The organism is Bacteroides congonensis (assembly GCF_900130125.1).
Classification (GTDB): Bacteria; Bacteroidota; Bacteroidia; order Bacteroidales; family Bacteroidaceae; genus Bacteroides; species Bacteroides congonensis.
This window is the reverse complement of sequence record NZ_FQXY01000011.1, coordinates 1,403,808-1,429,616: the sequence shown is the minus strand read 5'-3', so window position 1 is coordinate 1,429,616 and position 25,809 is coordinate 1,403,808. Positions and strand designations below refer to the sequence as shown.

12 protein-coding genes are annotated in these 25,809 nt (G+C 43.8%); all 12 read right to left on the bottom strand.

The window, feature by feature from the left end; genetic code table 11:
* Nucleotides 1–16: 16 nt before the first annotated feature.
* Entirely contained in the window at nucleotides 17–3,184 is a 3,168-nt protein-coding gene (locus BQ7997_RS23225) for a SusC/RagA family TonB-linked outer membrane protein (protein ID WP_317045021.1), read from the bottom strand.
* Between the two features lie 109 nt (nucleotides 3,185–3,293).
* On the bottom strand, nucleotides 3,294–4,925 hold the full coding sequence (locus BQ7997_RS23220; RefSeq protein WP_139260968.1) for a fimbrillin family protein: 1,632 nt from the start codon (nucleotides 4,923–4,925) through the stop codon (nucleotides 3,294–3,296).
* Nucleotides 4,926–4,966: 41 nt separating this feature from the next.
* Entirely contained in the window at nucleotides 4,967–5,902 is a 936-nt protein-coding gene (locus tag BQ7997_RS23215; protein WP_083589337.1) for a fimbrillin family protein, read from the bottom strand.
* 65 nt (nucleotides 5,903–5,967) lie between these two features.
* Entirely contained in the window at nucleotides 5,968–6,495 is a 528-nt protein-coding gene (locus BQ7997_RS23210) for a sigma-70 family RNA polymerase sigma factor (protein ID WP_073348223.1), read from the bottom strand.
* 442 nt (nucleotides 6,496–6,937) lie between these two features.
* Nucleotides 6,938–9,214, bottom strand: coding sequence for a glycoside hydrolase family 95 protein (locus BQ7997_RS23205; protein ID WP_235817347.1), 2,277 nt, complete (start codon nucleotides 9,212–9,214; stop codon nucleotides 6,938–6,940).
* A gap of 16 nt (nucleotides 9,215–9,230) precedes the next feature.
* Nucleotides 9,231–11,837, bottom strand: coding sequence for a glycoside hydrolase family 2 protein (locus BQ7997_RS23200; protein ID WP_073348222.1), 2,607 nt, complete (start codon nucleotides 11,835–11,837; stop codon nucleotides 9,231–9,233).
* A 15-nt stretch (nucleotides 11,838–11,852) separates the two neighbouring features.
* Entirely contained in the window at nucleotides 11,853–13,265 is a 1,413-nt protein-coding gene (locus tag BQ7997_RS23195; RefSeq protein ID WP_073348221.1) for a glycosyl hydrolase family 28 protein, read from the bottom strand.
* A gap of 112 nt (nucleotides 13,266–13,377) precedes the next feature.
* Entirely contained in the window at nucleotides 13,378–17,457 is a 4,080-nt protein-coding gene (locus tag BQ7997_RS23190) for a hybrid sensor histidine kinase/response regulator transcription factor (RefSeq protein WP_073348220.1), read from the bottom strand.
* A 211-nt stretch (nucleotides 17,458–17,668) separates the two neighbouring features.
* Nucleotides 17,669–20,035: a hypothetical protein gene (locus tag BQ7997_RS23185; RefSeq protein WP_073348219.1), complete on the bottom strand. Its 2,367-nt coding sequence runs from the start codon at nucleotides 20,033–20,035 to the stop codon at nucleotides 17,669–17,671.
* Nucleotides 20,036–20,054: 19 nt separating this feature from the next.
* Complete coding sequence (locus tag BQ7997_RS23180; protein WP_073348218.1) at nucleotides 20,055–22,088, bottom strand: carboxypeptidase-like regulatory domain-containing protein; 2,034 nt, start codon at nucleotides 22,086–22,088, stop codon at nucleotides 20,055–20,057.
* A gap of 26 nt (nucleotides 22,089–22,114) precedes the next feature.
* On the bottom strand, nucleotides 22,115–22,660 hold the full coding sequence (locus BQ7997_RS23175) for a DUF3575 domain-containing protein (RefSeq protein WP_073348526.1): 546 nt from the start codon (nucleotides 22,658–22,660) through the stop codon (nucleotides 22,115–22,117).
* A gap of 240 nt (nucleotides 22,661–22,900) precedes the next feature.
* Entirely contained in the window at nucleotides 22,901–25,657 is a 2,757-nt protein-coding gene (locus tag BQ7997_RS23170; protein ID WP_073348217.1) for an endo-acting ulvan lysase-like protein, read from the bottom strand.
* Between the last annotated feature and the right edge of the window lie 152 nt (nucleotides 25,658–25,809).

Here is a 25,809-nt window from a genome sequence, read left to right as displayed (position 1 = left end):
AGAGTCGTTGAATTAATTAAAAGCTCACATTCACACCAAATGACCAGGTTCTACTGAACGGATAGCCTGAATTTTGAGACATTTCCCCCATTTCCGGGTCAAAACCGTCTTTAATGCTGGTTGCTTCCCATAAATCGTTACCGGAGAAATAAACACGGACTTTCTCCAACCTGGCTTTACGGCTCCATTGTTGTGGCAGCGTATAGCCGACAACCAGTGATTTCAAACGGATATAACGATTGTTCTGAAGCATGAAGTCATTATTTAAATAATTCCATTTGGCATGTTCCGAGTTAGAAGTCAGACGCGGATATTTTGCGTTCGGATTGTTTTCTGTCCATGTTTGTCCGAGGAAATTCGGGTTTTGATTACTGTATTGCGCTGCAAAAGGATATGCCATCCATCCTCCGCGTACAATATATTGCTTGCCGACACCCTGAAAGAGCATATTCAAATCAAACCCTTTCCAGCTTCCTCCCATCGTAATACCAAATACATAATGCGGGTCTGCATCCCCCATAAACTGTAAATCGCTATCCGTAACGCCATTATCCGTTATTTTATAATCTCCATTCAAATCAACGCGCTTGGTATCACCCGGACGCAATTCGTTCGTAGTACCCTGCTTGACATTAGACAGGGAAGCTCCTCCCGCCCCGTATAGGGCATAATAGCGGTCCACCTCTGTCTGGTTTTTAAAATAACCGTCCGTACGGTATAAAAAATAAGAGTTCAGAGGGTATCCGTTTACGGTTCCATTTTTACCACCTCCGTAACTATCAGCGCCTTCAAGGTCTTTCAGCATCGTTTTCGTGTTACTGACATTCATATTGATAAAGTAAGAGAAATCTTTCAGTGTATCACGCCATCCGAGAGTGAATTCCCATCCTTTCACATTCAAATGTCCGCTATTCGTTTTTGGCGCTTTACCACCCAACACTGCCGGATAAGTAACCGGTGAAAGCATTCCTTTATTGTCTTTGATGAAATAGTCGAAGCTGGTAGTAAGCCGATTACGTAAAAAGGCAAAGTCAATACCGAAATTCTTCTGTTCCACCTTTTCCCAAGTACGTGTATAGCTAATCAGTCCAGAATTATTCAAGCCGCTCGATACCAGTGAATTGGCAGGCAATCCTAATATGGTAGTACCTTGGTTGATAGTAGAAAGATAATCATAATCTCCCAAGCCCGCATCATTACCGGAACTACCATAACTGAAACGTACTTTACCAAAATCGACCACCGGAGTAATGAATTTCATAAAGTCTTCTTGTGTGAACACCCAACCGACAGATGCGGAAGCGAAATTCTTAAAACGATGCCCGTCTGCAAACTTAGAATTTCCGTCACGACGTCCCATTAATTCAATCAGATACTTTTCCGCATAGTTATAATTCACTTTAGCTATATATGAATAAGTTCCGTTTTGCGATTTTCCACCACTATTTCCTTGTGCGCCGCTTGCCAGGTTAAGGTCGTAAACACCATTATCGGCAAACGTTTCACGAGCCGCCGCCGTTTTCTTATTCACCCATTTCTCCGCATTAATACCCATCATGGCGGAGATATTGTGTACTTCCTTAAATGTCTTGTTATACTTCAACAGAGCCGAATAATACTGATAAAGCCTGTTGTCGGATTGAAGCAAATAACCCGGATTGTTCCCTTCCTGAATCTTCGCCGGATTGGTCGTATTAGCCAAAGAGGTATTTGTAGCATCAAGTACGGCATAGTCCGCCGGATTGCCGAACCAGTCATAAGTGGATACGGGAAGCACATAACGTTCCCGCCGGTATTCCTCATTCTGAAATGAAACCATCCCTTCAAAGCTAATCCCATTCCAAATATCGGCTATCGCTTTCAAGTCCACACGGGTAGTCAGGTTTGTTTTATTATCGCGTCCGCCTTCCGAAGTGGCGGCAACTGCCTGGCGATTTCCCACTGTCCCGAAATTGGCATACCATTGCCCGTAGGGGTTCTTTGCCGGAAAGAAAGGCATATCATATCCGTACATGCTATTATCCAACCCGACAGAGGGAGATTCGGTATCAGTTTTGACCATACTGGCAGAAGTTTCCAGTTTCAACCAGTCAGTCATTTTTATTCCATAGTTCAATCGAAGGTTAATCTGTTTCTGCCCATCATAGGCTGTCGCCAAGTTAGCCTGGTTGTCGGCATAGGCTACCGAAATACGATACTCCGATTTTTCTGTAGAACCGGAAGCGCTAAGATTATGTTGATAAGAGAAACGAGTGGCAAACATCTCATCCAGCCGATTGGCATTGCCTATAAAAATATCTCCCCAATAAGTAGGATAAATCCCTTCGATGCCTTGCTGCATCTTCAGCATGTTCTCTTCCGAAAGCCATCCCCACCAGTTAGGTACCCGTTCTTCTTTGTTTGCCTCAATCCAGATACTGGCATACTCGGACATGCTTGGAGAAAAGTTTGTAATTCCCGGAGTACTGAAACGCATGTTGAAACTGTAATCTACCGTTACTTTCCCTTTTCCCCTCTTGGTAGTTACCAAGATAACGCCGTTGGCAGCTTTCGCACCATAGATGGAAGCCGAACCGTCTTTCAGGACGGTGATACTTTCAATATCGTCCGAGTTCATATTTTGAAATGAAGCATCGTTCAGTGCTGGTACTCCGTCGATAATAATCAACGGTGAACCTCCGTTGACAGACGTCGCACCACGTATCTTGAAAGAAAGGCTTTCATTACCCGGGCGTGAAGAGCCGCGGCTTACCACCAATCCCGGTGTCTGTCCTTGAAGAGCTACCCCGACATTCGTGATGGCACGACTTTCCAGCGCTTTACTGCTTACTTGTTCTATAGAACCGGTCAAGGTCGCCTTTTTCTGTGTGCCATACCCTACCACGACAACTTCGTCCAGCACTTCCGTATCCTCTTTCAATACTATTTTCCGAAGTCCGGCATCCGAAGCCGGCACCTCCAGCGTTTTAAATCCAATGTACGAAATCACAATGATAGCTTTCGGAGAAGAAACGGTTAACATAAAATTACCATCCAAATCAGTAATCACCCCTTTGCCTGTCGTTCCTTTTTCAAAGACAGAAGCCCCGATAACAGGAAAACCAGTGGGGTCAAACACCTGTCCCTTCACATTTATCGACTGTGCTGCCTCACCGATATGTGGCAGGCCAGCATATACCGGCATATTCTTTCCTAATAAGAAGAATAAAGCAAGCATTACTGTAAAAACACCTCTACCCAAACAAGAGGCCAGAAAAACATTTTTCATGTTATTATATTTAAGTTCGTCACCACTAGAAACTGAAAACAGGGAAAATATACATCTGACGGGATTTTTGATTTACTTTCGCCAATGCACTGGCTTCAATCCGCCCGTTATTGCTCTTTAAAGCCCAGGCATTTCCATCCGACTTCTCCGTAGAAGTCCAGATACAATAGGTCGTCCCATACATAAAATCTCTTCCACCAGCTTTAGTAAACAGCCCTACAAGTGAAGTAAGAGTAGTTGCATCAGTTCCCACCATATTACCAGTCGTAGCCTCAGCAAGAGTGCCCCCGGTAGCTTTCTCAGTCAGATTGCGGAAAGCAAGAGTGAGCTGTCCCAATGTAGGTAAATACCATCCGCTTGTGTTTGCCGGTATTTCAATCTGTGGATAAGCACCGTAATAACATGCTTCGAATTTCTTGAAGGTTTCCTCTCCCAATGCTTCCAGTTTTGTTTTTACCGTATATCCATTCATATCAGCCAGCATAGCGTCAAAATCATATTCAGCCTCTGTATCCTGGTCGTCAAAACGTGGAATAATGCCTGTAACATTACTATCTCCATTCCACCAGAATTGTTCTTTCGCACTATTATTCACAACAGGAACAGCATACTGCAAAGCAATGACATATCCATTCTCTTTTCCGGTATCACTTCCTTCCATATCCGTACTGTACACTATTCCAATACATTTTTCAGCAGGAATCTTTTCATTATCCCCCGGCACGATGCTTCCGTCAGCATAGTAATAATCACCTACTGCGATATCCCTTTTTTGTACTTCTTCCGAGGGACTACCTTCATACGTTACCGTTATTTTCTTGAACTTACCCGCAGCAGGGATAAATTTCTTGTCAGCACTCGTGGAAAAATAGACAGGTGTAGTGGCATTCGTTTTAAATTCTCCGGAAAACGTCATAGCCTCTTCGGACGGAGCAAGCAAGCTACGGAAGACGCTGCCGCTTAATTTTGTCGCATTTATCACTGTTGCCGCATTGTCGCCTACCGCTTGTTTCAGCACAATGTCAGATACCAACATCGGACCATAATATTCATATCCCTTAGATGTGATATACTTCTGTTGAACAGGAATACGAAATTCTACCATTGACATGGCATGGGAGAAATCAAAAGTAATGACAGGAGTAGTCCAATCCCCGTCAGTGGTAACAGAAGCAGTCATCAAATCACAATCCGCATAAGTCTTTCCTTCCACGCCAAGAACATGGTCGGTAAAATAGGTTTTAATATCTTCCGCAGAGGCAATACTCTGTCCGGACAAGTCTTCATTATATGGTGAATAGGCAATATAGGCGGCATTCTTGTAGAAATATAATTTCTGATTATTATCAGCCGTCCAAGTGCCGTCTGCCATACAAGTCATAGGCATATTCTTACACATAAATTCTCCGTTTTCGTCAATCACATAAATGCCTATCTTATCACCTGCTTCAAACCGGGTGATATAACCGCCATTCCCGTCTGCTTCGTCCGCCACACGTGTCGCTGCATCCGATATAAAATCCTGCACTTGGGCGGATACTACCAAAACATTATTTCCTTGTGCCGTTTTTACAGACTCTTCATCCTGGCTGCAACTAACGAAGAACGCTGCCACAGCTATTGCTATCAATGATAATTTAAAAAATTGTGTTCTCATGATGATTCTATTTATATTTATTATTTTCATATTGTTCATTCTCATTTAGCTTCTACTTCTTCATTATCTCCTGCCCAGCTACCGCCACCATTGCCGGAATTCGCCTCCGGAGTTTCTCCGTTTACAGTCTCATTATCCGTACTTCCGTTCCAGCTACCATTACCGCCGGGCTTCGCATCGGGACTTTGTCCTTCCAGTTCTTCACTATCGGCAACCCATGCGCCGGGAGCCGGAAACAAGGCAGTCACTCCCTGGGGAGTAACAGTGAGATATATTTGTTGCAGACAGCCTTTTTTCAAGACCAAGTCTTTTTCCAGTGTATAAATGTGTTTTCCCGTTATACTGGCGGTGATTTCTAAAAATTTCGTACCTGCCGGAATCGTTTGAGGTACTAGAAGGGCACGAAACTTGTCGGTAGAGGTCACGTTCTTTCCTTCATCTACTCCCGCCAAGTTCTTAAAAACAACCTTAGCCCCTTTGGCTTCATCCAGTTCAAAATCCAATGAGCAAACTACTTTCGTAGTACGGTGCGTAAAAGTCAACTCATTTTTTCTCGGAGATACCGTAGCCCTCAGTACTTCCAGGTAATCGCTTTTTTCGTAGTTCTCACGAATACTTTGGTCGGCACATACTGTTATTATTTCTGGCTTTACCCCATCATTGAATGGATACCAGGCATCTACAACGGTACTTTCTTGTTCTCCCCAATAAAACGGATTATCCGAAGTCACCTCTCCCAGTTCATTCACGGTGTATTCCTTCATGGTTCCGTCTATTACAATCGCTACCCTACTATCAGAAAGGTTCGCCCAGCCATTATTCACAGTCACACGAGTTTCTGTTTCCGCCTGAATACTTGCTACAAACGCAACAGGCACAGTCGCAGTCTCTTCTCTTCCGTCGTCCCCATTATCATCTTTGCTGCAAGCCACCAACAATAAAGGGATAGCCATCATCAACAGAATTCTACTTTTCATGGTTTCTAAATTTAATTTTAACTATTTGAATATTCTATTTTCTAATTATACAATCTTTAATGTTATTAGCCAGTGACAGCATATTGCCCGCATAAATGATTGCGTACAAATTTACGAGAAAGTAGCAATTGTCCCTCCACCGTACGAATAGAAAGAGATAGTTTTTGGGCAATAAGGTGGTTAGGCATCTCCTGATAAAAACTTAATTTGTAAATCTGCTGCCGTTTTTCCGGCAAAACCTCAATAATCCTTTCATGCAAGACTTTCAATTCTTTTAGGTTCATCTGTTCCTCTGTCAAATTCCGTCCTTGTTCCTGTACATTATATATATAGGTGACGAAATCCTCTTTTTTATAATACCGACGAATTTTATCTATGATTAAATTCTGTGCTATCGTGAAAAGTAAGGGGCGAACCGTCTCCTTATTTACAAATGCCCGATATTCCCATAAGCGCAAAAAGACGTCCTGCATCATATCTTCCGCATCACACGAATGATTAATTCGAGATGCAATATAACGCCGGATTACAATCCGATATTGGAGATAACATTCTGAAAAGAATTCTTCAAATGTAGTTGCATGTTGGTTCATAGCATTCACTTTATTCAATGATTGATGCAGCAAAAGTAGGGCAAGGCAGTAATTTGAAATGGTAATGTGGTAACAAATGATGTAAGAATAGTAACATAAGAGCTCATAAATACAAAAAACGCCCTTTTCATCGAAGATATTGGTCGTTACAATATTACTATACGACCTATTCAGCCACACATGTAGAGGAAAGTTTTGTTTCATGCCTTGAAACGATTAGTTTCTCGGCGTGAAACTTTTAGTTTCAAGTAGGGGTGAAACTATTTACCTGTAGAGAACATTATCTTTAGCCATAATCTTATACATAGGATGCCGTAGGTTCACACAAAAATAACAACTGAAAGCAATCCGTCCTTGTATAAACGCTTGCTTTCAGCCGTTAGAGCCTTTCCATCAGTCTATTCCGAAAGTGGATGAAGACTGAAACCACCTTATAAACTATTTATTTAGAAGCGATAATAAGCTTATATTCTTCTCCTTTCTGTGTAGAAAAAGCAACCAGTTCTCCTGTTGATGTAAAATCTATCTTTCTCCCGGACTTATCTTTGACAGCAGTGATTCTCATTCCTGCCGGACAATAGACCTTACATTCATTTCCCGAACCGGAATAGACACGGCACTTCGCCGGCTTACCGCTCTTCCATAAAAGACTAACCGTAAAATTTCCGACAGCTTTCAAGCCAGTAAATTCTCCGCAGGACCAAGCTTCCGGCAAAGCCGGCACAAGTTGAATGAAACCCAAATTACTTTGAAGCAACATTTCTGCAATTCCCGCTGTCGCTCCGAAATTACCGTCAATCTGAAACGGGGGATGAGAGTCCAACAAGTTCTCATACACTCCTCCTTTACTATTGTCCATGCTTACCACTGTCAGAGTGGAGAGGCTAAGTGCGGACTTTAATAACCGATAGGCATGTTCCCCGTCAAACAAACGTGCCCAACATGCTATCTTCCATGCACGACTCCATCCTGTTCCTTGGTCGCCCCGAGACTCGAGTGACGTTTTAGCCGCGTCAGCATAAGTTTTATCTAAATGGTACGAAATATGATTCCCCGGATACAAAGCCATCAAATGTGATAAATGACGATGATCATCTCCCTTTATATCAGCATGGTTCTTCCATTCACGAATCTGTCCCCAATCGCCAATCACAAGTCCATAATCCAAATTCTCATATTTATCCTTCAATTCCCTCTTGAAAGAAGAATCCGAGCCGACAATCTCCGCGGCTTTTAATGTCTGGTCGAATAATTCCCGAACCAGTTGTTGTGCATAAGTCACTCCATCTTCCCATGGTCCCTGCTCCGGTGACCATTCGGCAGGAGCAATCCATTTGCCTGTCTTATCATCTTTCTTCAAACGGTCGAACCAGTATTCGCAAGCAGCCTGCATCACCGGGAATGCTGTCTCTTTAAGATAAACAGTATCCGCACTATAAGCAAAATGTTGCCATAGATGCATACAGAACCAGGCATTGACGGGACGGTTGATGTTCCAATCGGTAAATGCAAAAATATTACTTTGAGTCTTCATAGACCAGCCCCGCAGGTTCTCTTTCCGGGCTACCTTCTGCCAACTTCCGTCTTTCTTTCGGGCTTCCGTCGCTATATAATCCAGGAAAGGATGATGACACTCCAACAAATTTGTATTTTCCGCAGGCCAATAATTCATCTGTATATTGATATTCGTATGAATATCACACTGCCAGGCGGGACGGTTATCATTATTCCAAATCCCCTGTAGATTATTAGGCAAACTCATCCCACGGGATGAACCCAGCATCAGATAACGTCCATATTGAAAATATAACATATCCAAATACACGCTTTCCTTATGTTCACTGACCAGCAAGTCGGTAGGAATATCAGGCATTTTCCCTCCTAAGTCCAATTTCACACGATTGAATTTCGGACAATAGTCTGCCAGATGAACTTGCTTCAATTCTTTATATTCTTTTTCACCTGCCTGCGCTATTCTTCGTGAAACTCTCCGGTGCAACTGTTCTTTCGACTCTCCGAGATAACTAGAAGAATGAATACTATAATTTGTTGCAGCAGACAACAATATGGTAACGGCATCGGCATCCGATACCTTGATTTCAGTTCCTTCTACCGCCAGCGTTCCTCCTTCATTCCATACTCCGGCTTGTGCCTCATAGGAAAGCAAATCAAGAGTTCCGCTTATCGTTATCTTGTTCCCTCCGGCTTTCGTAACGCCCGGATGAGCATCCGCCAACCGAACGGAAAAAGAGAGTTTTCCTTTTTTTCCGGGAGTCGTTATCCGCATCACAATCACACTGTCGGGATAGCTCGCAAAATATTCACGATGATAGTGGATACCATTCTGCCTGTACGACACGGAACCAAGGGCATTATCCAGACTTAATTCTCTTTTATATTCGGTATAGGTAGAAGGTTGTTCCGGAAATTCAAGAAACAAGTCGCCAAAATTCTGATAAGCTCCTCGCTTTGCCGTACTCCCTGTCCATAGCGTTTTTTCATTGAACTGCATTTGCTCTTTCGCTACGCCGCCAAAAAACATGCCGCCCAATTCGCCGTTACCAATGGGCAAGGCGGAAGTCATCCATACGGTTGCCGGTTTGTCATACCATAATTTCATGGGGGGTTGCCCGGCAAACATCGTTTGCAACCCCGGCAATACAAGTAAAAGCAGGAGTCCGAATAATCTGAGGGATTTCTTTGCGTTATTTATTTTCATATTTCCTTATTTCTTTTTATTCTAATACAATTCCTCTTGCGATAACTTCTGATATAGCAGGAAGCCCGTCAGTAGTTTTCCGGAAAGTAATGCGTACAAAACGAACTTTTCGGTTCTCTTTCAATGCAAACTGTACTGTTTTCACCAAGCTATGGTTGTCTGTCTTATCGGACAGCAAACTCCAATGTACATTATCTGCCGACGCTTCTATCTTATATTGATAAATCTTTGCGGCAGGAAAAGTGATCAGTACTTCACGTAAGGCAAGCCCTTTCTCCGTATCCAATGTCCAACTGGGATTGAGGTCGTCCGCATCTGCCTGCCAATAGGATTTCATATCACCGTCTGCCGCATAACCCGCTGAATGTCCCACAGCCGAACTGCTGGCAAAAGTCGGATTATTCCGTCCGAAAGTCTGAATATCCTCGCCTGTCTTTGTTTTTACAAAACGTACATAGGGGCGTTCTTTCACTGGGGAAGTGACTCCTTCTACATACATAGGAGCATCTTCAAAAGTAAGGCTGACCCGGGCGGATTTCAATCCCGGAGACGTTGCCTCAATCTCTGCCACACCCGAATAAAAGGAACGAAATTCAATGGCAGCCTTTCCGTCCATGATGCGAATATCACTTCCTTCCGCGAAAGTAATGGATCGTCCGGTAGGAAATTCCCCGGGACCGGAAAGAAGCGTCAAAGTCACCGTAGGAGAGTTGCTCAGTTCCTTTCCTTGTGCATCGAGTATGGCAACCGTAAGTAATGCGTCATCCGTACCATCCGCACGAACGTTTTTTGTTTTAGATGCCGTGAGCTTGATTTGTGCAGGCACTCCCTCTTGCGCCCATTCGGGCGGTGTTATCTGCCGATATTCATTGCGATACCAGTACCACGCACGTTTCGGAATACGGAAATAGTCTACAATTCCCATTTTTCCCAGTTGGCTTCCGGCGATGCTTCCATGATCGAATCCGCACCAGACAGCTTGCCCGCTACGCCAAGTCCGTCCTTTCCAGGCATCGCCTTCCTGCAAGCTTCTCCATCCCGGCGAATAGGGTCCCGGACGTTCGGCAGTAATACTTCCATACTCCGAAACCATACTGGGAATACCCGGATTTATGAAGTCGGCAATCGTGGCTCCGTCACCATTATAGCCTGCTATATCGCCAATTGTGTCTATGCGTTCTTTCCCTAACGGACGTTGGACACCTCCTACTGCCGCAGGACGGGTAGGATCTAAACAGCGACTCAAATCTACCATCTTCCGAAGTAAACGACGTACACCGGGCATTGCTTCGGGAGCCGAAAAGAAAGCCTCATTGCACATACTCCACGCTATAATCGAAGGATGATTACGATGAACACGTATCATATCCGCCAACTGTTGCATAGCGCTTTCTTCAAAACCTGCACAGTCTTTTTCATCCACCGGATAGGCACTGGAGTTCCAATAACCATCAGGCTTAAAACCACCTATCCCCCAAAAAGGAGCTTCGGACCAGAAAAGTATGCCCACTTCGTCGCACGCACGGGAGAAAGCCGGAGCATGCGGATAATGGGACCCACGGATGAAGTTGAAACCGGCTTCTTTCATCATATCTACATCCCGCCGCATGCCCGTCTCCGTTACAGCATCTCCCCAACCGGCATGGTCTTGATGCACATTGGCTCCTCTCAGATAGAGATGCTTCCCATTCAAGAAAAATCCTTTATCGGGCGTCCATTCTATCCAACGGAAGCCAAAAGAAGTTTCTTCACGGTCGAGCAGCCGTTTTCCCTGATACAAGGAACTGACTACCGTATATAATTCCGGAGATTCCGGCGACCACAAAACGGGGGATTCTACGGCATCGGTAAGCTGTTCGAATTGCCTGCTCGTATTAGCAGGTATGTTCATTGTACTTTTTGCTGATGCCACTACCCTCGCTTTCGCATCCAGTACTTCAGTCACCAGTTGATAGTCTGCCGCTCCCTTACTTTGATTACAAACATCTGTCAGTACTTTTACAACGGATGTTTTTCCTTGATTCGCCGCCAAATCAGGAGTCGTCACCTGCACTCCGTACCAGTCAAGAAATGCCGGTGCTTTCATCACCAAACGTACATTACGATAAATGCCACCACTAAACACATGTTCACCCGCACGAGGAGCAATATCCGGGCGCCATAAGTTATTGACACGGACAGCAAGGATATTGTTCCCTATACGAACGACAGAGGATATATCAATGGAAAAGCCTGTGTAGCCACCTATATGATGTCCCACCCGTTTCCCGTTCATAAAGATTTCCGCATCCTGAAACACGCCGTCAAATTCCAAAAACAACTTCTTTTTCAATTCTCCGGCAGACAAGGTGAAGGATTTGCGATACCATCCGTAGCCTACATAGAAATCTTTCGACATAAAATAAGGAATACTAAAAGAGTGAGGTATGCCTACTGTCTCCCAGTCCTTATCAGCATAGATTGCCTGCTCCGCACCCGGATAATCACCCTGCGCGTATTTCCACTCCCGGTTAAAATTCAACGTTTGCCGGGGGGAATCTATCGCTTGTGCACAGACAGGAGAGTAAATGCCTAAACCTACAATGAGCGAAAGCAATATGCATATTCTTAGTTTTCGTATCATGCTATTCTATTATTTCTATTTTACTTTAATATCCTTAATACAGCCATTGGTGATAAAGCCATCTATATTTTTCATCTTCGAACCATTTATTATCACATTCTCAAATGTCACATTCCTTACACACCGGTCTTCGTCCAGACCTTTTATCAAAGACGGATTTTCACCTGCTCCGTCATACGTTATATTCCGGAAGGTCACATCTTCGACGCCACGCCCGGGTTGCTTGTCATATTTCGGGTTAAAGCGGACATTGACATGAAATAATCTCCCTTCCTGAATACTTTCTACACGGATATTCTCAAACAGGACTTTGCATACCAGATTCTTATCACCACAGTCTATCGCCATACAGCCCTGATACAAAGGGTCGTCCTCATCGTGTTCGAGAATATCAACATTGCGGACTGTTATATTTTCCACTGTCTCACCCACATTGTCGTCCGGATTTCCATGTCCGCCAATATTAATAGGATGGGCAATATCCGCCCAAAGAATAGAATTCTGCAAAGTTATATTTTTACTTCCGCCATAATAAACCCAGCGGTGGGCGTAGATAGCAATACAATCATCACTGTTGCGCATAAATACATTATCTATCAACACGTCCTTGCAGCACATCAAGTCAATGCCGTCACTCCAGCTTTTACAGCTAAATGATTTAAGGTTTTTGATAGTCAGCCCGGTCGCTTCACCGCCAAACACGGTGTAGTGGTCGGGGTTTACGATTGTAATTCCATCTATCAGGATATTTTTTGAGTGAGTGACTTCCACTCCGCGAAGCGGATGATCAAGAATCCCCCGACCAATGATACGTACATTTTCCGCTTTATCAATCAAGAGCTTGGCTTTCACCACAGCTCCGGGAGCCAGATAAACAGTTGTATTAGAGGGTATCTGTATTTGCGTATTCGGCAAATCCTGAGGTTTGTGTATGCCCGGTCCGAAATACATTACTTTATCACTGCTTTCCGAATATGTTTCAATCTCCAACGGATTGGCAAAAAGATGAAGATTATGCAAACGATCCCCATTAAACTCTACAGACAGGTATTGAGGTTTCTCTAATGTAAAAAGAATTGTGTTCCGGTTGACCGCATGCCGTACACCTGCCGATAACGGGCGTATCTTTACATCCTGAATCAGCCCGTTATTCTTCTTCACCATCACTTCGACAGAGCTTCCCATATCGAATTGCACCATTGAGGCCGACTGTATATTGTCCATATCCACATGGACATTATACTCAAACAGATCTTTCCACTCTCCACCCGGTACACGAACCTTTACGGTGTAATCATCATTGTGCGGCATACCGGGGTTCAACGCTTCCGGGTAGGTCACTACCTGCGCATTTACGGCTGTTGAAAGTGCAACAGATGCTACCAACAGCCAAATTCTCCTTTCTAATAATCTTCTTACTATATTCATTGTACTAACTTTATTAAACTTCTATTCCTGGTAAAAAAAAAATCTCCTTTGCTGTCTACTACGAACAATAAAGGAGATTTGCCTATCCCAGACTGAAACTTTTTACTGTTTCTTATTTTTCTTCCGCTTTGTAGTTCTCTGCATATTGAGTAGGAAGTACTCCGAACATCTCTTTAAAGCATTTGGTAAAGTAACTCGCCGAACTAAATCCGACACGGTCCGCCACTTCTACCATGGTCAGCTGACTGCCTTGAAGCAACTGGGCGGCACGCTTCAAACGGATACTCTTTATAAAATCGGACGGAGTATTTCCCGTAATAGATTGCAGTTTACGGTACAGATTCATACGGGTCATTCCCAAGTCCCGGCTCAGTTCTTCGACTGCATACTCCGTATTATCCATATTTTTCTCGATACACTCCAAAGCTTTCTGTATCAGTTGCTCATCGACAGATGTGATAGTGATCGAACCTGGATTGACTTCTATATTCCTACTAAATTCTTGCTTCCTTTTCTCCTGCTGCTCTATCAGTTTCTCTACACGCACCATCAACATATCAAAGTTAAATGGCTTGGACATATAAGAATCAGCCCCTACCTCGTAACTATTGATTTTCACATCGTCCGCCGTTCGTGCCGTCAGCAGAATCACAGGGATATGAGAAGTCTGCACATTCGTCTTGATTTGCCGGCAAAGTTCGATTCCATCTACTTTCGGCATCATAATGTCACTGATTATCAAATCCGGATTTTCTTCTATCGCTTTCCGCTCGCCTTCTTCTCCATCGGCAGCTTCTGCCACTAGATAAAACTCTGCTAATTGCTCTTTCAGGAAAGTGCGGAATTCTTTATTATCTTCCACCAGCAGCAATTTCTTCCGATTATCTGCCACTACCGGAGAAGAACCGTCCGATTGTATTCCAACCTCATCTTCCAATGATTCGTCCATAAGCATTTCTCCTTCCGGTTTCAAGTCCATCGGTAAATAGACACTGAATGACGACCCCTGCCCCGGATGACTTTCCACCACCACTTCACCTCCATGCAATTCTACATATTCCTTAATCAGATGAAGACCGATACCGCTACCTGTCTTTTCTTCATTCCGGTGGCTTTTCACTTGATAAAAGCGATTAAAAATAAAGGGTAGTTCCGCCTCGGATATCCCTATTCCCGTATCGGCAACAGTAATCACGGTGTATTGCTTCCCGGACTTTTCTTCCGTAGCCAGCGAAAGCGTAATTTTTCCACCGTCCGGTGTAAACTTAAAAGCATTCGACAGAAGGTTATTGATTATCTTATGAACCTTGTCCCGGTCGAAATACATATATAAAGCCCGGTGAAGTGTCCTGCAAGTAAAATCAAAATGTCTATCTGCCGCCACGGGAAGGAAACTGCCGGATATGGAAATCACAAATTCTTCCATATCACCATTCATCAAATGCAACTTTTCCCCTTTCATCTCCAGTTTGCGGAAATCAAGCAACTGATTCACCAAAGTCAGCAGTTCCTGTGCATTCCGGTAAATGCTGTTCAGTTGTTCCTTGACAGATTCATCGCTTATCTTACGTTTCAACATGTCCAATGGAGTAATAATCAATGTCAGAGGTGTTCGTAACTCGTGGCTGATATTCGTAAAGAAACGAAATTTCATCTGATCCAGTTCCTCTTTCTGCCGTTGAACCTCTTCCCGTTGCATACGGACCAGCTTTCGATGGTTCCTTCTGTTCATAAACAATATAAAAACATAGACCAGGACGCAGAACAGGATAAAATAAATAATGCGTGCCGCCAAGGTATCCCAAAAAGGCGGATGAATCACAAAAGAGAATTGTGCTTCCGGTCCCCATGCTTTATCATTGCCTGACGTAGAGACTTTAAATACGTATCTTCCGGGTGGAAGATTATTATATGTTGCACGCCCTTCCCCATTATCGGAAAGCATCTCCATCCATTCCTTATCAAAGCCTTGCAATTGATAACGGAAAAAAGTATGCGACGGGTGGGTAAAATTCAAACCAGAGAAATCCAGCGTGATAAAATTCTCATCATAATCCAGTTCGATATCTTGCACGTAATTAATAGCTTTGTCAAACAAAATCCTTCCATTATATTCTGTAGCGGGAAGGACAGGGGTATTAAACAATCGCAAAGAAGTAAAAATAGGGCGGTTTACTGATTTATCGAAAGAGACATTCTCCGGCGTGAAAGCATTGAACCCATTCACTCGCCCAAAATATATCTTCCCGTCCGTCGCCTTCAACGAACAAAAATCATATAAGTCATCTAATTGCCAACCGGCTTCCGAAGCAAAAGAAATGACATGAAAAGTGTAACCGTCTCCTTGATTGCCAACTTCAATCTTGCAAATAGAGTTAATGGTAGCAATCCATATATCATGGTTATTATCTTCCTGAATACTTTGGATAGTAGCATTAGATAGCCCGTCTTCTTTTTGAAGAGTATATAAGCGTTGTTCCGGAGTTACAATATTCAAACCATATTGCGTACCGAACCACAGTAATCCCCGGCTGTCATTCAATATACTATTATACTTGTTACTATCATGAATATAGAGCTTGTCAGAGGGAGCATCACGTTCAGGAATCCATACGGTATCTGTTTCCGGATGGTAAAAATAGAGTCCGTTATCTGCTCCCACAATCAATCTGCCTTCATTGTCCAGAGCCAAGGTATTCGCTATCTTATACTTTTTAAGTTCCGGGTGCCTTTCGGATAATAAGGTGATTTCTCCAGTGTTGGGATCCAAGTTGCCTACACCACCATAAATGCTAATCCACAATTTACCTTTTTTATCTTCAACAATGGCACGGATATTACTGAAATCCGGATCCTGCTGATAACCCATATCTAAATATGGAGAATATTTTCGGACTTTTCCCTGCTCGATACAGTATAGGTTATCATGGAAAGTCCCTACCCAAATACGCTTATGACTATCTTTATACAATACCCTGCATATCTGTGAATCCAAGTCTTTATACGGGATATCCACTTTCCGCGTACGGGGATTATACCGATGAAGCCCTTTGCCCGTACCTAATAAAATATCCCCATTTTCATCTTCCACCATGGCACGTACGCTCTCACTTTTCCAATTGCCGGAAGCAGTCTGATGATTATACAAAGGAAATTTATTCATGCTCGGATGATAATAGCATAGTCCCTGGCTAAAAAAGCCGATCCACATACTCCCATTCCGCGAATCGAAGCATAGGCTATGAATATCATTATGAATCGTTTCACCTGTCTGCAAAGGTATGTCCGTCATCTGCGTAACAGCCAAATTATGACGCATGATGATATAAACCCCTCGCGATACAGAACCTACCCACGCATTCCCTTCATGATCCACATCCATAGAGGTGAACAGAGAGTAATTATCCTGAGGAATCGTAAAAGCTTCCAGCCATTTTTTACTTTGTGAATTATAATAGCCAACTCCACGATCCCATATCAGCCAGTAATCGCCATTGTCCAACATGTGCAGCACAACATGGTCTTCCGGCTTCAGCTTTCCTTCCAGATAATTTTCCTGCCGGACAAAACGTTTACTATCTGTATCATAACACCGGATAATACCTTCCTTATGAATCATCCATGCGTACTTTCCCTGGCTCTCTACATTCAAAAGGGTGCCGTAATATTCTACGAATTCATCATTAGCACATACCTGTTCCAATGTTTTAAATGCTTCATCATACATATAAACGGAGTTCCCGGAAGTAACAAACCAATAACGACGTTCCGAATCAATAAACATATCGGATATTTTCTCTGTCATTCCTAAATCCTGTAACAAAGAATCGACATTCGCAATGTATTGTTCCATTGTCAAATCAAAGACCCGAAGTCCGCCCCGCTCTTTCATCCACAAACGATTATGGGCATCAATGTATTGCTCAGGAATAACATGATTGTACGTTATGGGATACCAACTACGAGAATTATAAGGAAAGCTAACGAACTGGCTTCCATCATATAAATTGAACAGGACAGTTGTTCTTACCCCCAAACGTCCGTCCGGCAAACAAAACACACTCTTCACATAATTGTCCGGCAAGCCATTGGCTATCCCTATATGACGAAATACATAGGATGGAGCTTCTGCTTTCAGTTTTGCAGAATATAATATGGATAAAAGAATGAACAGGATACAACGTGTTTTCATACTACAAATATATGACGATTATCATGCTTTTTAATCGTCTACGTAAAGCTAGTACAAAATACCTTTTGCTATTCCTTGTTTTAACTTTATTTAAACCTGATATGACATTTAGAAAATAAACTGTCATCCCAGCATCTTGAAAACAAAGAGAGTTGCACAATACTGAACCAATGATTGCGCAACCCTATCTATAAAACGTTCTTATCTGTTTTTACTGGAAAGTAGGCATCTTAAACCTATACAATAATCCGCCTACCATAGAAGCTACACGGTCAGGCCTTCCCTGCTCGATGCCATCATATGTATCTGTACGGATACCCACCTTAGGTTCGGCATACAGATAGACGGAAGAAGCTACCCTTAGTTTAAACTGCACACCGGCATCCAGTCCCGGCACTGCCTGAAACTTACCGTTGCGACGTGCCAGTCCGGCAGTAACTCCCACAAAAGGAACGACATCTATCACGTGGTCAGGACTGTATCCTTTTGCCAACGTAGCCAGGCTCATCATATAATCCATACCCAAACCGGCATAATGCAAAGGTAATTTATTCTGTGCTTTCGACTTATACAGTATTGTTCCGTTGATACGCCATGCGGACAGCGGAGTGTACCATTTACCGAAACTTCCCTTCGCTTCCACACCTGCGTTCTTCACCAAATCCTTGTTGCCAACCAACAAGCTACCTACCCCAAGCGCTCCTGAAACGAAGTAACGTTTTTCATCCTCACCAAACACACTGCGATTGGCTGCTTTTGAATAAGGAACAAAACGATAATGGAAACCTGCATTGACTCCTACCAACACATCTTTCTGCATAAAGCCCAAGTTTCCTTCGATAAACTTGTCGCCATACAACCTCACTTGCGGTTCGATATACAGACCGAGAAAATCATTCACATGCCATAATCCTTGTATGCCCGCATTGACACCCGGTTGGAAATTATGGTTTGAATTGGATGTATAAGCCAGATTGACACCTACCGAACCTATTAAATCAAAGATGCGGTCAGGGTTGTATCCGCTCATGGTAGACGTAATGTTCCACAAATAATCAAGACCGCCACTGACACTGATATGTCTGAGTCTGCCCTCTTTAACATCACCGGGAACTACGTAATTGGTGAAAAATCCCCCTGTACCCACCAGTCGCAAACCGGAATAGGCACTGAACCATTTACCGAGAGAGACAGAAGCCTGCGGGCCTAAAGAACCGAGGTTTTCAAGATTCATCTTATTCAGGAACATTTGCAGACCGATTCCCGAAGTCATAAACAGATTGTCTGCGATATGACTGCTTGAGAATCCGTTGGCCGGACGTGCCGCACGGTCAACCGTATGATAAGTCAAACCGAAATTCAACTCCCCGAACTGGTCTGTATTGCCACCCAATCCATGTCCGCCTGCATATCTCTTATGATAAACATTGAGGCGGGGTTCTACAAATAAATCTACGGAACGGTTAAGACGGAAACTACCCTGTACGCCCACTCCTATTCCCGGAGCGTACTTGGCTGTTTTATCCACTCCTTTCGTACCTGCCAGGTTAACTCCGGCAATACCAATCAGGCTGAATATTCTCTCTTCATCATATCCCCAAAGCACATTATTGATATTCAGCAGATAGTCCGCATGCAAATCAACATGTTTAAAGTAACGGCTCACACTGCCCGAAGGCGTATCCGAAACTCCAAACGTCCCAGACAAACGCAGACCGGAAGAAGGACTGAACCACTTACCGATTCCGGCAGAGAACTGCGGGCCCAAGCCTTTAACCGTATTCTTGATTCCCGAAACTTTCAGCGTACTGATACCGCCGGATAAGGAGATAAACATATGATTCAGGAACGAGCTATTATCGAAATCATCGAAATGAATCTTAGTCCCCATCGGAGCAGCAGGCATATACGTCAGACCAACCAGAACCGAACCGCCCATTTTATAATTTCTCCAACTTTCCGTATGCGCAAAACCGTCATTATACCATCCGATTCTCGGCTCTACAAATAAGTCCAATGTACGGGAAAGCCGCACATTTCCCTGTAAACCGAGATGAGCGCCGTAATAGAATTCACCGCCCCCTTTCAAATTCGGATAATCGACAGAACGTTCGCTATTGTCGCCGACCTTGGAATAACCGGCTTCTATACCGGCAATTCCAAACAACTCAAAACGTCGGTTTGCATTGTATCCGTATGCCAGGGAAGACATATTCAACAAATAGTCCAGGCTACCGCCACCCATTTTTATTTTAGAATCGTAGATATTCGACGGCAGATAACCCACATTCACTCCTATCCGGAGTCCGTGAACAGGAGTAATCCATTTTCCCATAAAAAGATGGGCGGTCATTCCCATCCCGTCTTGACCCGCTTTATCAGATAGCAGGCTATACGGGCCTATTCCGGCAGAGAAAAAGAGATGTTCATTGAATTTATTGCTCTCAAACTTCTCATTCGCAGGCCGTTTCTGCAACATATATTGCAATGCACCATACTCCTGTGCCTGTAAGGTGACAGCAAGCATCAGGAAGATTGCCACCGCCACATATTTATTTTTGATTCTGAGGATATTCATCGTTTACTCTGTATTATCATTATTTAAGTTTCTGCTCTTCCGGCAGCAAGTCAATAATATCACCGTCCACTCTTGCTGTTTCCAGTAAGGATGGGTCTAGTTCAAGGGCTTTCTCGATACTCATAATAGCATCACCCACTTTCTCCAGACGATTGGCAGCAATCGCTTTCACATAATATTCGCGGGCTGTTGTTACATTCATGGCAGAAATCTTTTCCCATGCCTCTTCGTTTCTCTTCATAGCCAACAACATTACCACCTCATTGAAAGGACTGGTAGCCGCTACCTTTTCGAAAGCATCTTTATGGTAACCTGCCAAAGCCTGTACGATTGCCTGCAAATCTTCAGAAACAGTTCCTTCAGGAACCAATGTCAAGACAGAATCCGCCTTTGTATATTTCCCTTCGTGCAACAAGGCAATAGCCTGGTTGGACAATAACTCTACCGGCGCGGATTTGCTGACAAACGGTTCGAGGATACGCGAATCCGGCATATCTTTCTGTATCGTAGCCACTGCCAGTTCATTGGCTGCATACGTAAAGTTGCCGTAAAGTTCAAGGGCTTCCCTGCAATACTTCTCCCTTTCATCGGGAGTTTTCGCCATCGTAATCATGCGATAATATTCGAAACGGGTCAGCTCCTTCGGATTCCTGTTGTAAAGCCCTCTGATCTCGTCGTCAGTCAGGGTACGGAAGATTGAATAGCCGTACGTATATTGCACTTTTCTCAGTTTAGGCAGATAAATAGCAGCAATTTCCTTGTAGAAAGGTTTCGACTTCAATGCGTTATTCAAGCGGTAAGGAACAGATTCGTATTGCTTGATTAAAGTCTCCACTTCCTTGGCAATTTCCGGTTTAGCGTCTTTTTTCAGCAATTCCGCCACTTCTTTCCAGGAAGCTACCGCCGCATCCGATTTCACTTCCAGCAGCTTGCGCGTTTCCGGGTCAAGTTGTGAAAGGATACGTTCCAAAGCCTTGTTCGTACGCAGTTTTGCCAGTTGCAAGTTTCTCTCGTATGAACCATCCGGTGAAGCCACACCCGTGATATGGAAACTCTTCAAAGAAGCATCCGGATTCGTTTCAATAGCACGCAATTCCTGATTCAAACGGTTCAGTTCCACCTGATTTTGAGGGTTCTTGTCATCCAAATCCGCTTTCCCCACAAGGAATGTCAGATTCACTTCGCCTTTCGTATCCCGTAGCTGCATGACAGGTTTCGGGAGATACTTCTCATCGGTCAGATTGAAAGCGGAGAATTTATATTCCAGAAAACGCAGCGGGTTGACAGTTCCGCGTGCGATAGAGAAAGAATCACGATAAATGATATTCCGGTAGTTCTCCATTGCAAGATGCACGTCCGCACGATAGTCATGTTGCAAGTACTCTATGTAAATAGAATCATGGTAAGCAATAACATCTCCCTTGCGTGAAGAAGTCGTTTTCACCTGAATATATTCATGCAAAGGGTCTTTATCCAAATCATAATCATACATCCGGTTTTGCGTCGTATTGTAAGTACCACCGTCGAATACCACTGGACGCATCAACAGGCGTTTTTTGAGTGTCACATCATAAATGGAAGGCTGCAATACCAACCGGCGATGCGAGTTAAACATTTCCTTAGGCACCGGGACACGGGTTTTCAGATGGAAATAATTACCTTTGATTTCGATGTCCGTCGGCTCCGGAATCACTTTATCTTTTACCTTGGAAGTAATCGTCACTTCATCCAGTTCGATGACAGCATCTTTCAGCACAACATCAAGAATCTGTTTTCCTGCCACCTTCACCGTCTTGTCCTCATAACCGACACATGTAAACTTCAACGCTCCGTTCTTCTCCACCAATACACTGTAACGACCATCCTCATCGGACATTTCGATACGTTCGTCATTGACAGGATTGAGCACATTTACATTCGGAACACTTTTTCCCTGCGGGTTTGTGATATGTCCTTGCACACGGATACGTTGGGCAGATGCGTCCATGCCGACCAACATCATCGCCATGAGAAGCACACCTATTAATCTATCACGTTTCAAATTGATTTTCATTCTCTTTTCTGACTAGCTAATGTTCGTTATCGAATAATATAAACAAAGGATACCCCCAGTTTGACAGGTGCAATGGTGGTCTTACTATCGTTAACCGCACCCGGTTTCGGAGTACCCTTATCATACTTGAACTGACGGTAGCGCAACACGCCCACTCCGGCAGTTGCTTCGATGTTCCAATGGTTACCTAGTACCCATGCATACCCATAGGTCAACCCGGCGGCGTATGCATCGCCTTTGTGATGCACATCCTTCACCATCATATTAAAATTATTCACGAAAGCGGTGACCCCAAGAAAATGGCTCACCATCGGACGATTTAGCCAGTAACGAACTTCAGGCTGAAAATGCGTGAAAGTCGTTTTAAAGTTGTCTTTACTGATTGGATTCGCAGCAATCCCCATATTCAGGGAGACGTGACTACCCAATACAAACTCTGCTTCTACATTCGGACTGGCAGTGAGCCAACCCAACGCATTTGTCTTTACAGCTACCCGCTGCGCGTGCACATGTACGCCACAACATACTAGTAGAAATGATAACGCAGCTAATGCCCTGCGACCATTTCTCATCACATATACCATAATTTATTTCCCACTAAATATTTCCCACTAAAATATTCACCCACAAAAAGGGCTTCTTGTCCATATTATATACAACTTGGACAAGAAGCCGCAAAAATAGAAAAAATATAGCATTAAAAACGTTTAAATACGCTTTTTTTGTTTTTTATTGCAACATTTCTCCATCTTAAACCGCAATATACCATATTGCGCATAAAATATACAAATTCTCTTCTTATAAATGAAACATCAGATACGCAGCAATGTAAGTTTCGGCTCAACACCGGATTTCACCTTTTTGCCATTGATAACGACCGTGCAGGGAGCAGAAGAAATAATATACCATTTTCCTTCTTTCTTCTCGAGTAACACGTTAGCGGCACTGTCAGTCTGAATCATTATTCCGGACGCAACCAATTGCGTTCCGTTCCCCAAGAATAACGTCCGGTTTCCTGCATATTCATTGCTGATAACTGCATAGTCCGCCTTCACTTTCATTCCTTGATAAGTAGCAGTATGAACTGCGTCGGACAGAGAGAATATATGGTCTACACGCCCGTTTTTGCTTTTCACGCAGATTCCGGCAAAGTCTTTCAAACCTGTTTCTTCCGCATCAAAGTAAGAGACGGATTGAATAGCGGACGGCTCATTCTTCGTGCTCGGTTCATAGATAGAAACAAAAGGACGATTCCAAGCTTCCCCATACTGCCGGGCAACAAAAGTCAGCGTCGGTTGCTCCTTTATATTATAAGGCATATTCGGTGTACGGCTCAATCCTTCAGTCATTGGCGCTAAAGCCGTGAAGACTTCGCGTTCCGGTTCACCTTTCATCCAAAGATTCATATATATATCATCGCTGCCTTTATCCTTCATATTTATGGTGAAAGTCGCCTTGACATCCTTGTCGGTGGCAGCCATTTTCTTATCATATAAATAGGAATAAGCATAAAGATGCGCACCGGCAAAAGCCAGTTCTTCCGTGGGTTGCAAATTCAAGTCAGTACCATCTGCCGCCGTCAATGTCAAAGACTGTCCGAGGTTATGATAGAAATAATCGTGCATTTTATCTCCCCCTTTTTCCTTCCGGCTGCGGAATACATCGACATAATATCCCGTCTCCGCACCGGTGGTGACAATACTCATCATACGGGTCTGGTCTGCCCTGCTTTCCGGTTCACGGAAATAAAGGTTGCTGTAAGTGACGGACGTAAACTCTTTGCCCGGTTCCGCCGATGCCGGAAAACAAGAAAGCAAATCAAAAGAATGATTACTTTTCATCACCGGATAGCTTGATACTCCGTCCACACAAACCGTATTATGACTGGGGAATTGAGAATAATATTCCGCATAATCCAGTCCGCTATACAGGAAAAGCCCGATGCCCGCATCCGGGCCAAGCACATATCCTTTTCCGTAAAGCTCCATTGAAATACCGTTGGCATGCATATGATTACCTTCACTACCATTCAACGAAATCATCAAGCTGTTGCGCGGATGCATACCGTTGCGCTGTACCAGCCATGACACATTGGGAGCATAAAATAAAGGAGAAACATAGTCTTCTATCTTTCCCGGCTGCACTTTCGGATTTAGCGTCAGCGGCTTGTCTTCAAAGAACGAATTGACAGATACCCGCACATTCTTCTTTTCCGCCTTATCATTTCCAAAATCCGGATGCAAGCATTTCAGCAAAGCGGTGAAATAGTTTTCCTGCTCTTTCTTCCCGTTTGCCTGCGCGTTCTGTATCATACGGATGAAGAAGTTCGTACTCAAATATCCCGGATGCGTATCCCCAAAGCCACAAATCATACGGTTAGGAAACAGGTATTGGGGAGTGGTCGCCACCGCTTTCGACAATACAGGCATCGCTTTCACCAAATCATATTGCAAATTCGTATCAAACTGGTTCACGAAATTGGCATAATCATTGATTACCACACTGCTATATCCCGGACATTCCGCCCAAATCCCCGTATTGGAATCAAAGCCATAATCCGCAAGACGTGTCAGACTCCACTGGCGAATGCTGGAACGGTTCATCACATAGTCGATATAATATTCGCATCCTTTCCCGTCGGCATATTCCTTATTGTCTTCCAAAACCAGGCCTACATTCATAATGAAACGTGCTTGCAACAAATCCCAGTTGTTGTGGGGCACACCGTTCGCAATGATATTATCCGCCCATTTCTTGAAGGCTCCCGCATAGATTTCCATCTTGTCCGGGTAATTAGCCTTGAGATAATTATACAGAAAATCATACAAAGGGACAGCGATATGAAGTGCATCTTCATGGATTACCTCGAAAGAAGTCAATCCTACCAAGGTCTGCTGATGACCGTGGTTCAGGTCAACGGGCACATTTCTGTAATAAATACCCGTCATATACGTATCAAATACACCTGCGGCAAGTTTGGCGAACTTCTCTTCGTCCGTCATCCAATAGAGGAAAGCGGCGTCACGGGCAATTCCCAGGATTTCGCAGTTCAGGCTTTCGATATTCCGCCCGGTCTTGGACGGGTGCACACTCTCCATCGGACGATTGGGAAGGGCATTATTACAGAAAGTGACGTTCCCGCTCTCGTCATCATCATAAGGCACGACATCCGCCAACTTGGGACGACCGTGAGTGGCAGCCGTTCCACGCGTTCCCGTATAGCGCACCGTAGGATAAGGAGCTTTCCCGCCGCCCGCATGGTCGAACGTTTCACCTTTTACATATACTTCCGTGGCATGAGACTTCCAATACATCGCCAGGCGGGACAGCAACCAGGACGGTTGAGCATCCGTCAGGTTCGTATAAACTTCCGTCCGTTCCTTCAACTTATTGAAAACATCTTTCGCCCATTCTTCTTTTTTAATCAGCTTCCATGTTTCCTGCTTCCCCGCCGGAGTAGTCAGCACCCGCGGATGCGCCTGCGGCATCTTTTCCGGCAAGGGAATCTCTTGTCCGGATGCACTGTTCAGAAAGGATAGAAAACACAGTCCCAGTAAAATTCGTCTCATACTTCAATTATCTTTTTTAGGTTTAATACCTATTAAATACGAAGATAGAGATTTATTTACCTAATCCGATCGGCAAAGACTGTTTTTATTTGTCCGAAACTATGCTTTTATTCCAAACAAAGAATTATATTTGCAAAAAACCTACTAACAAT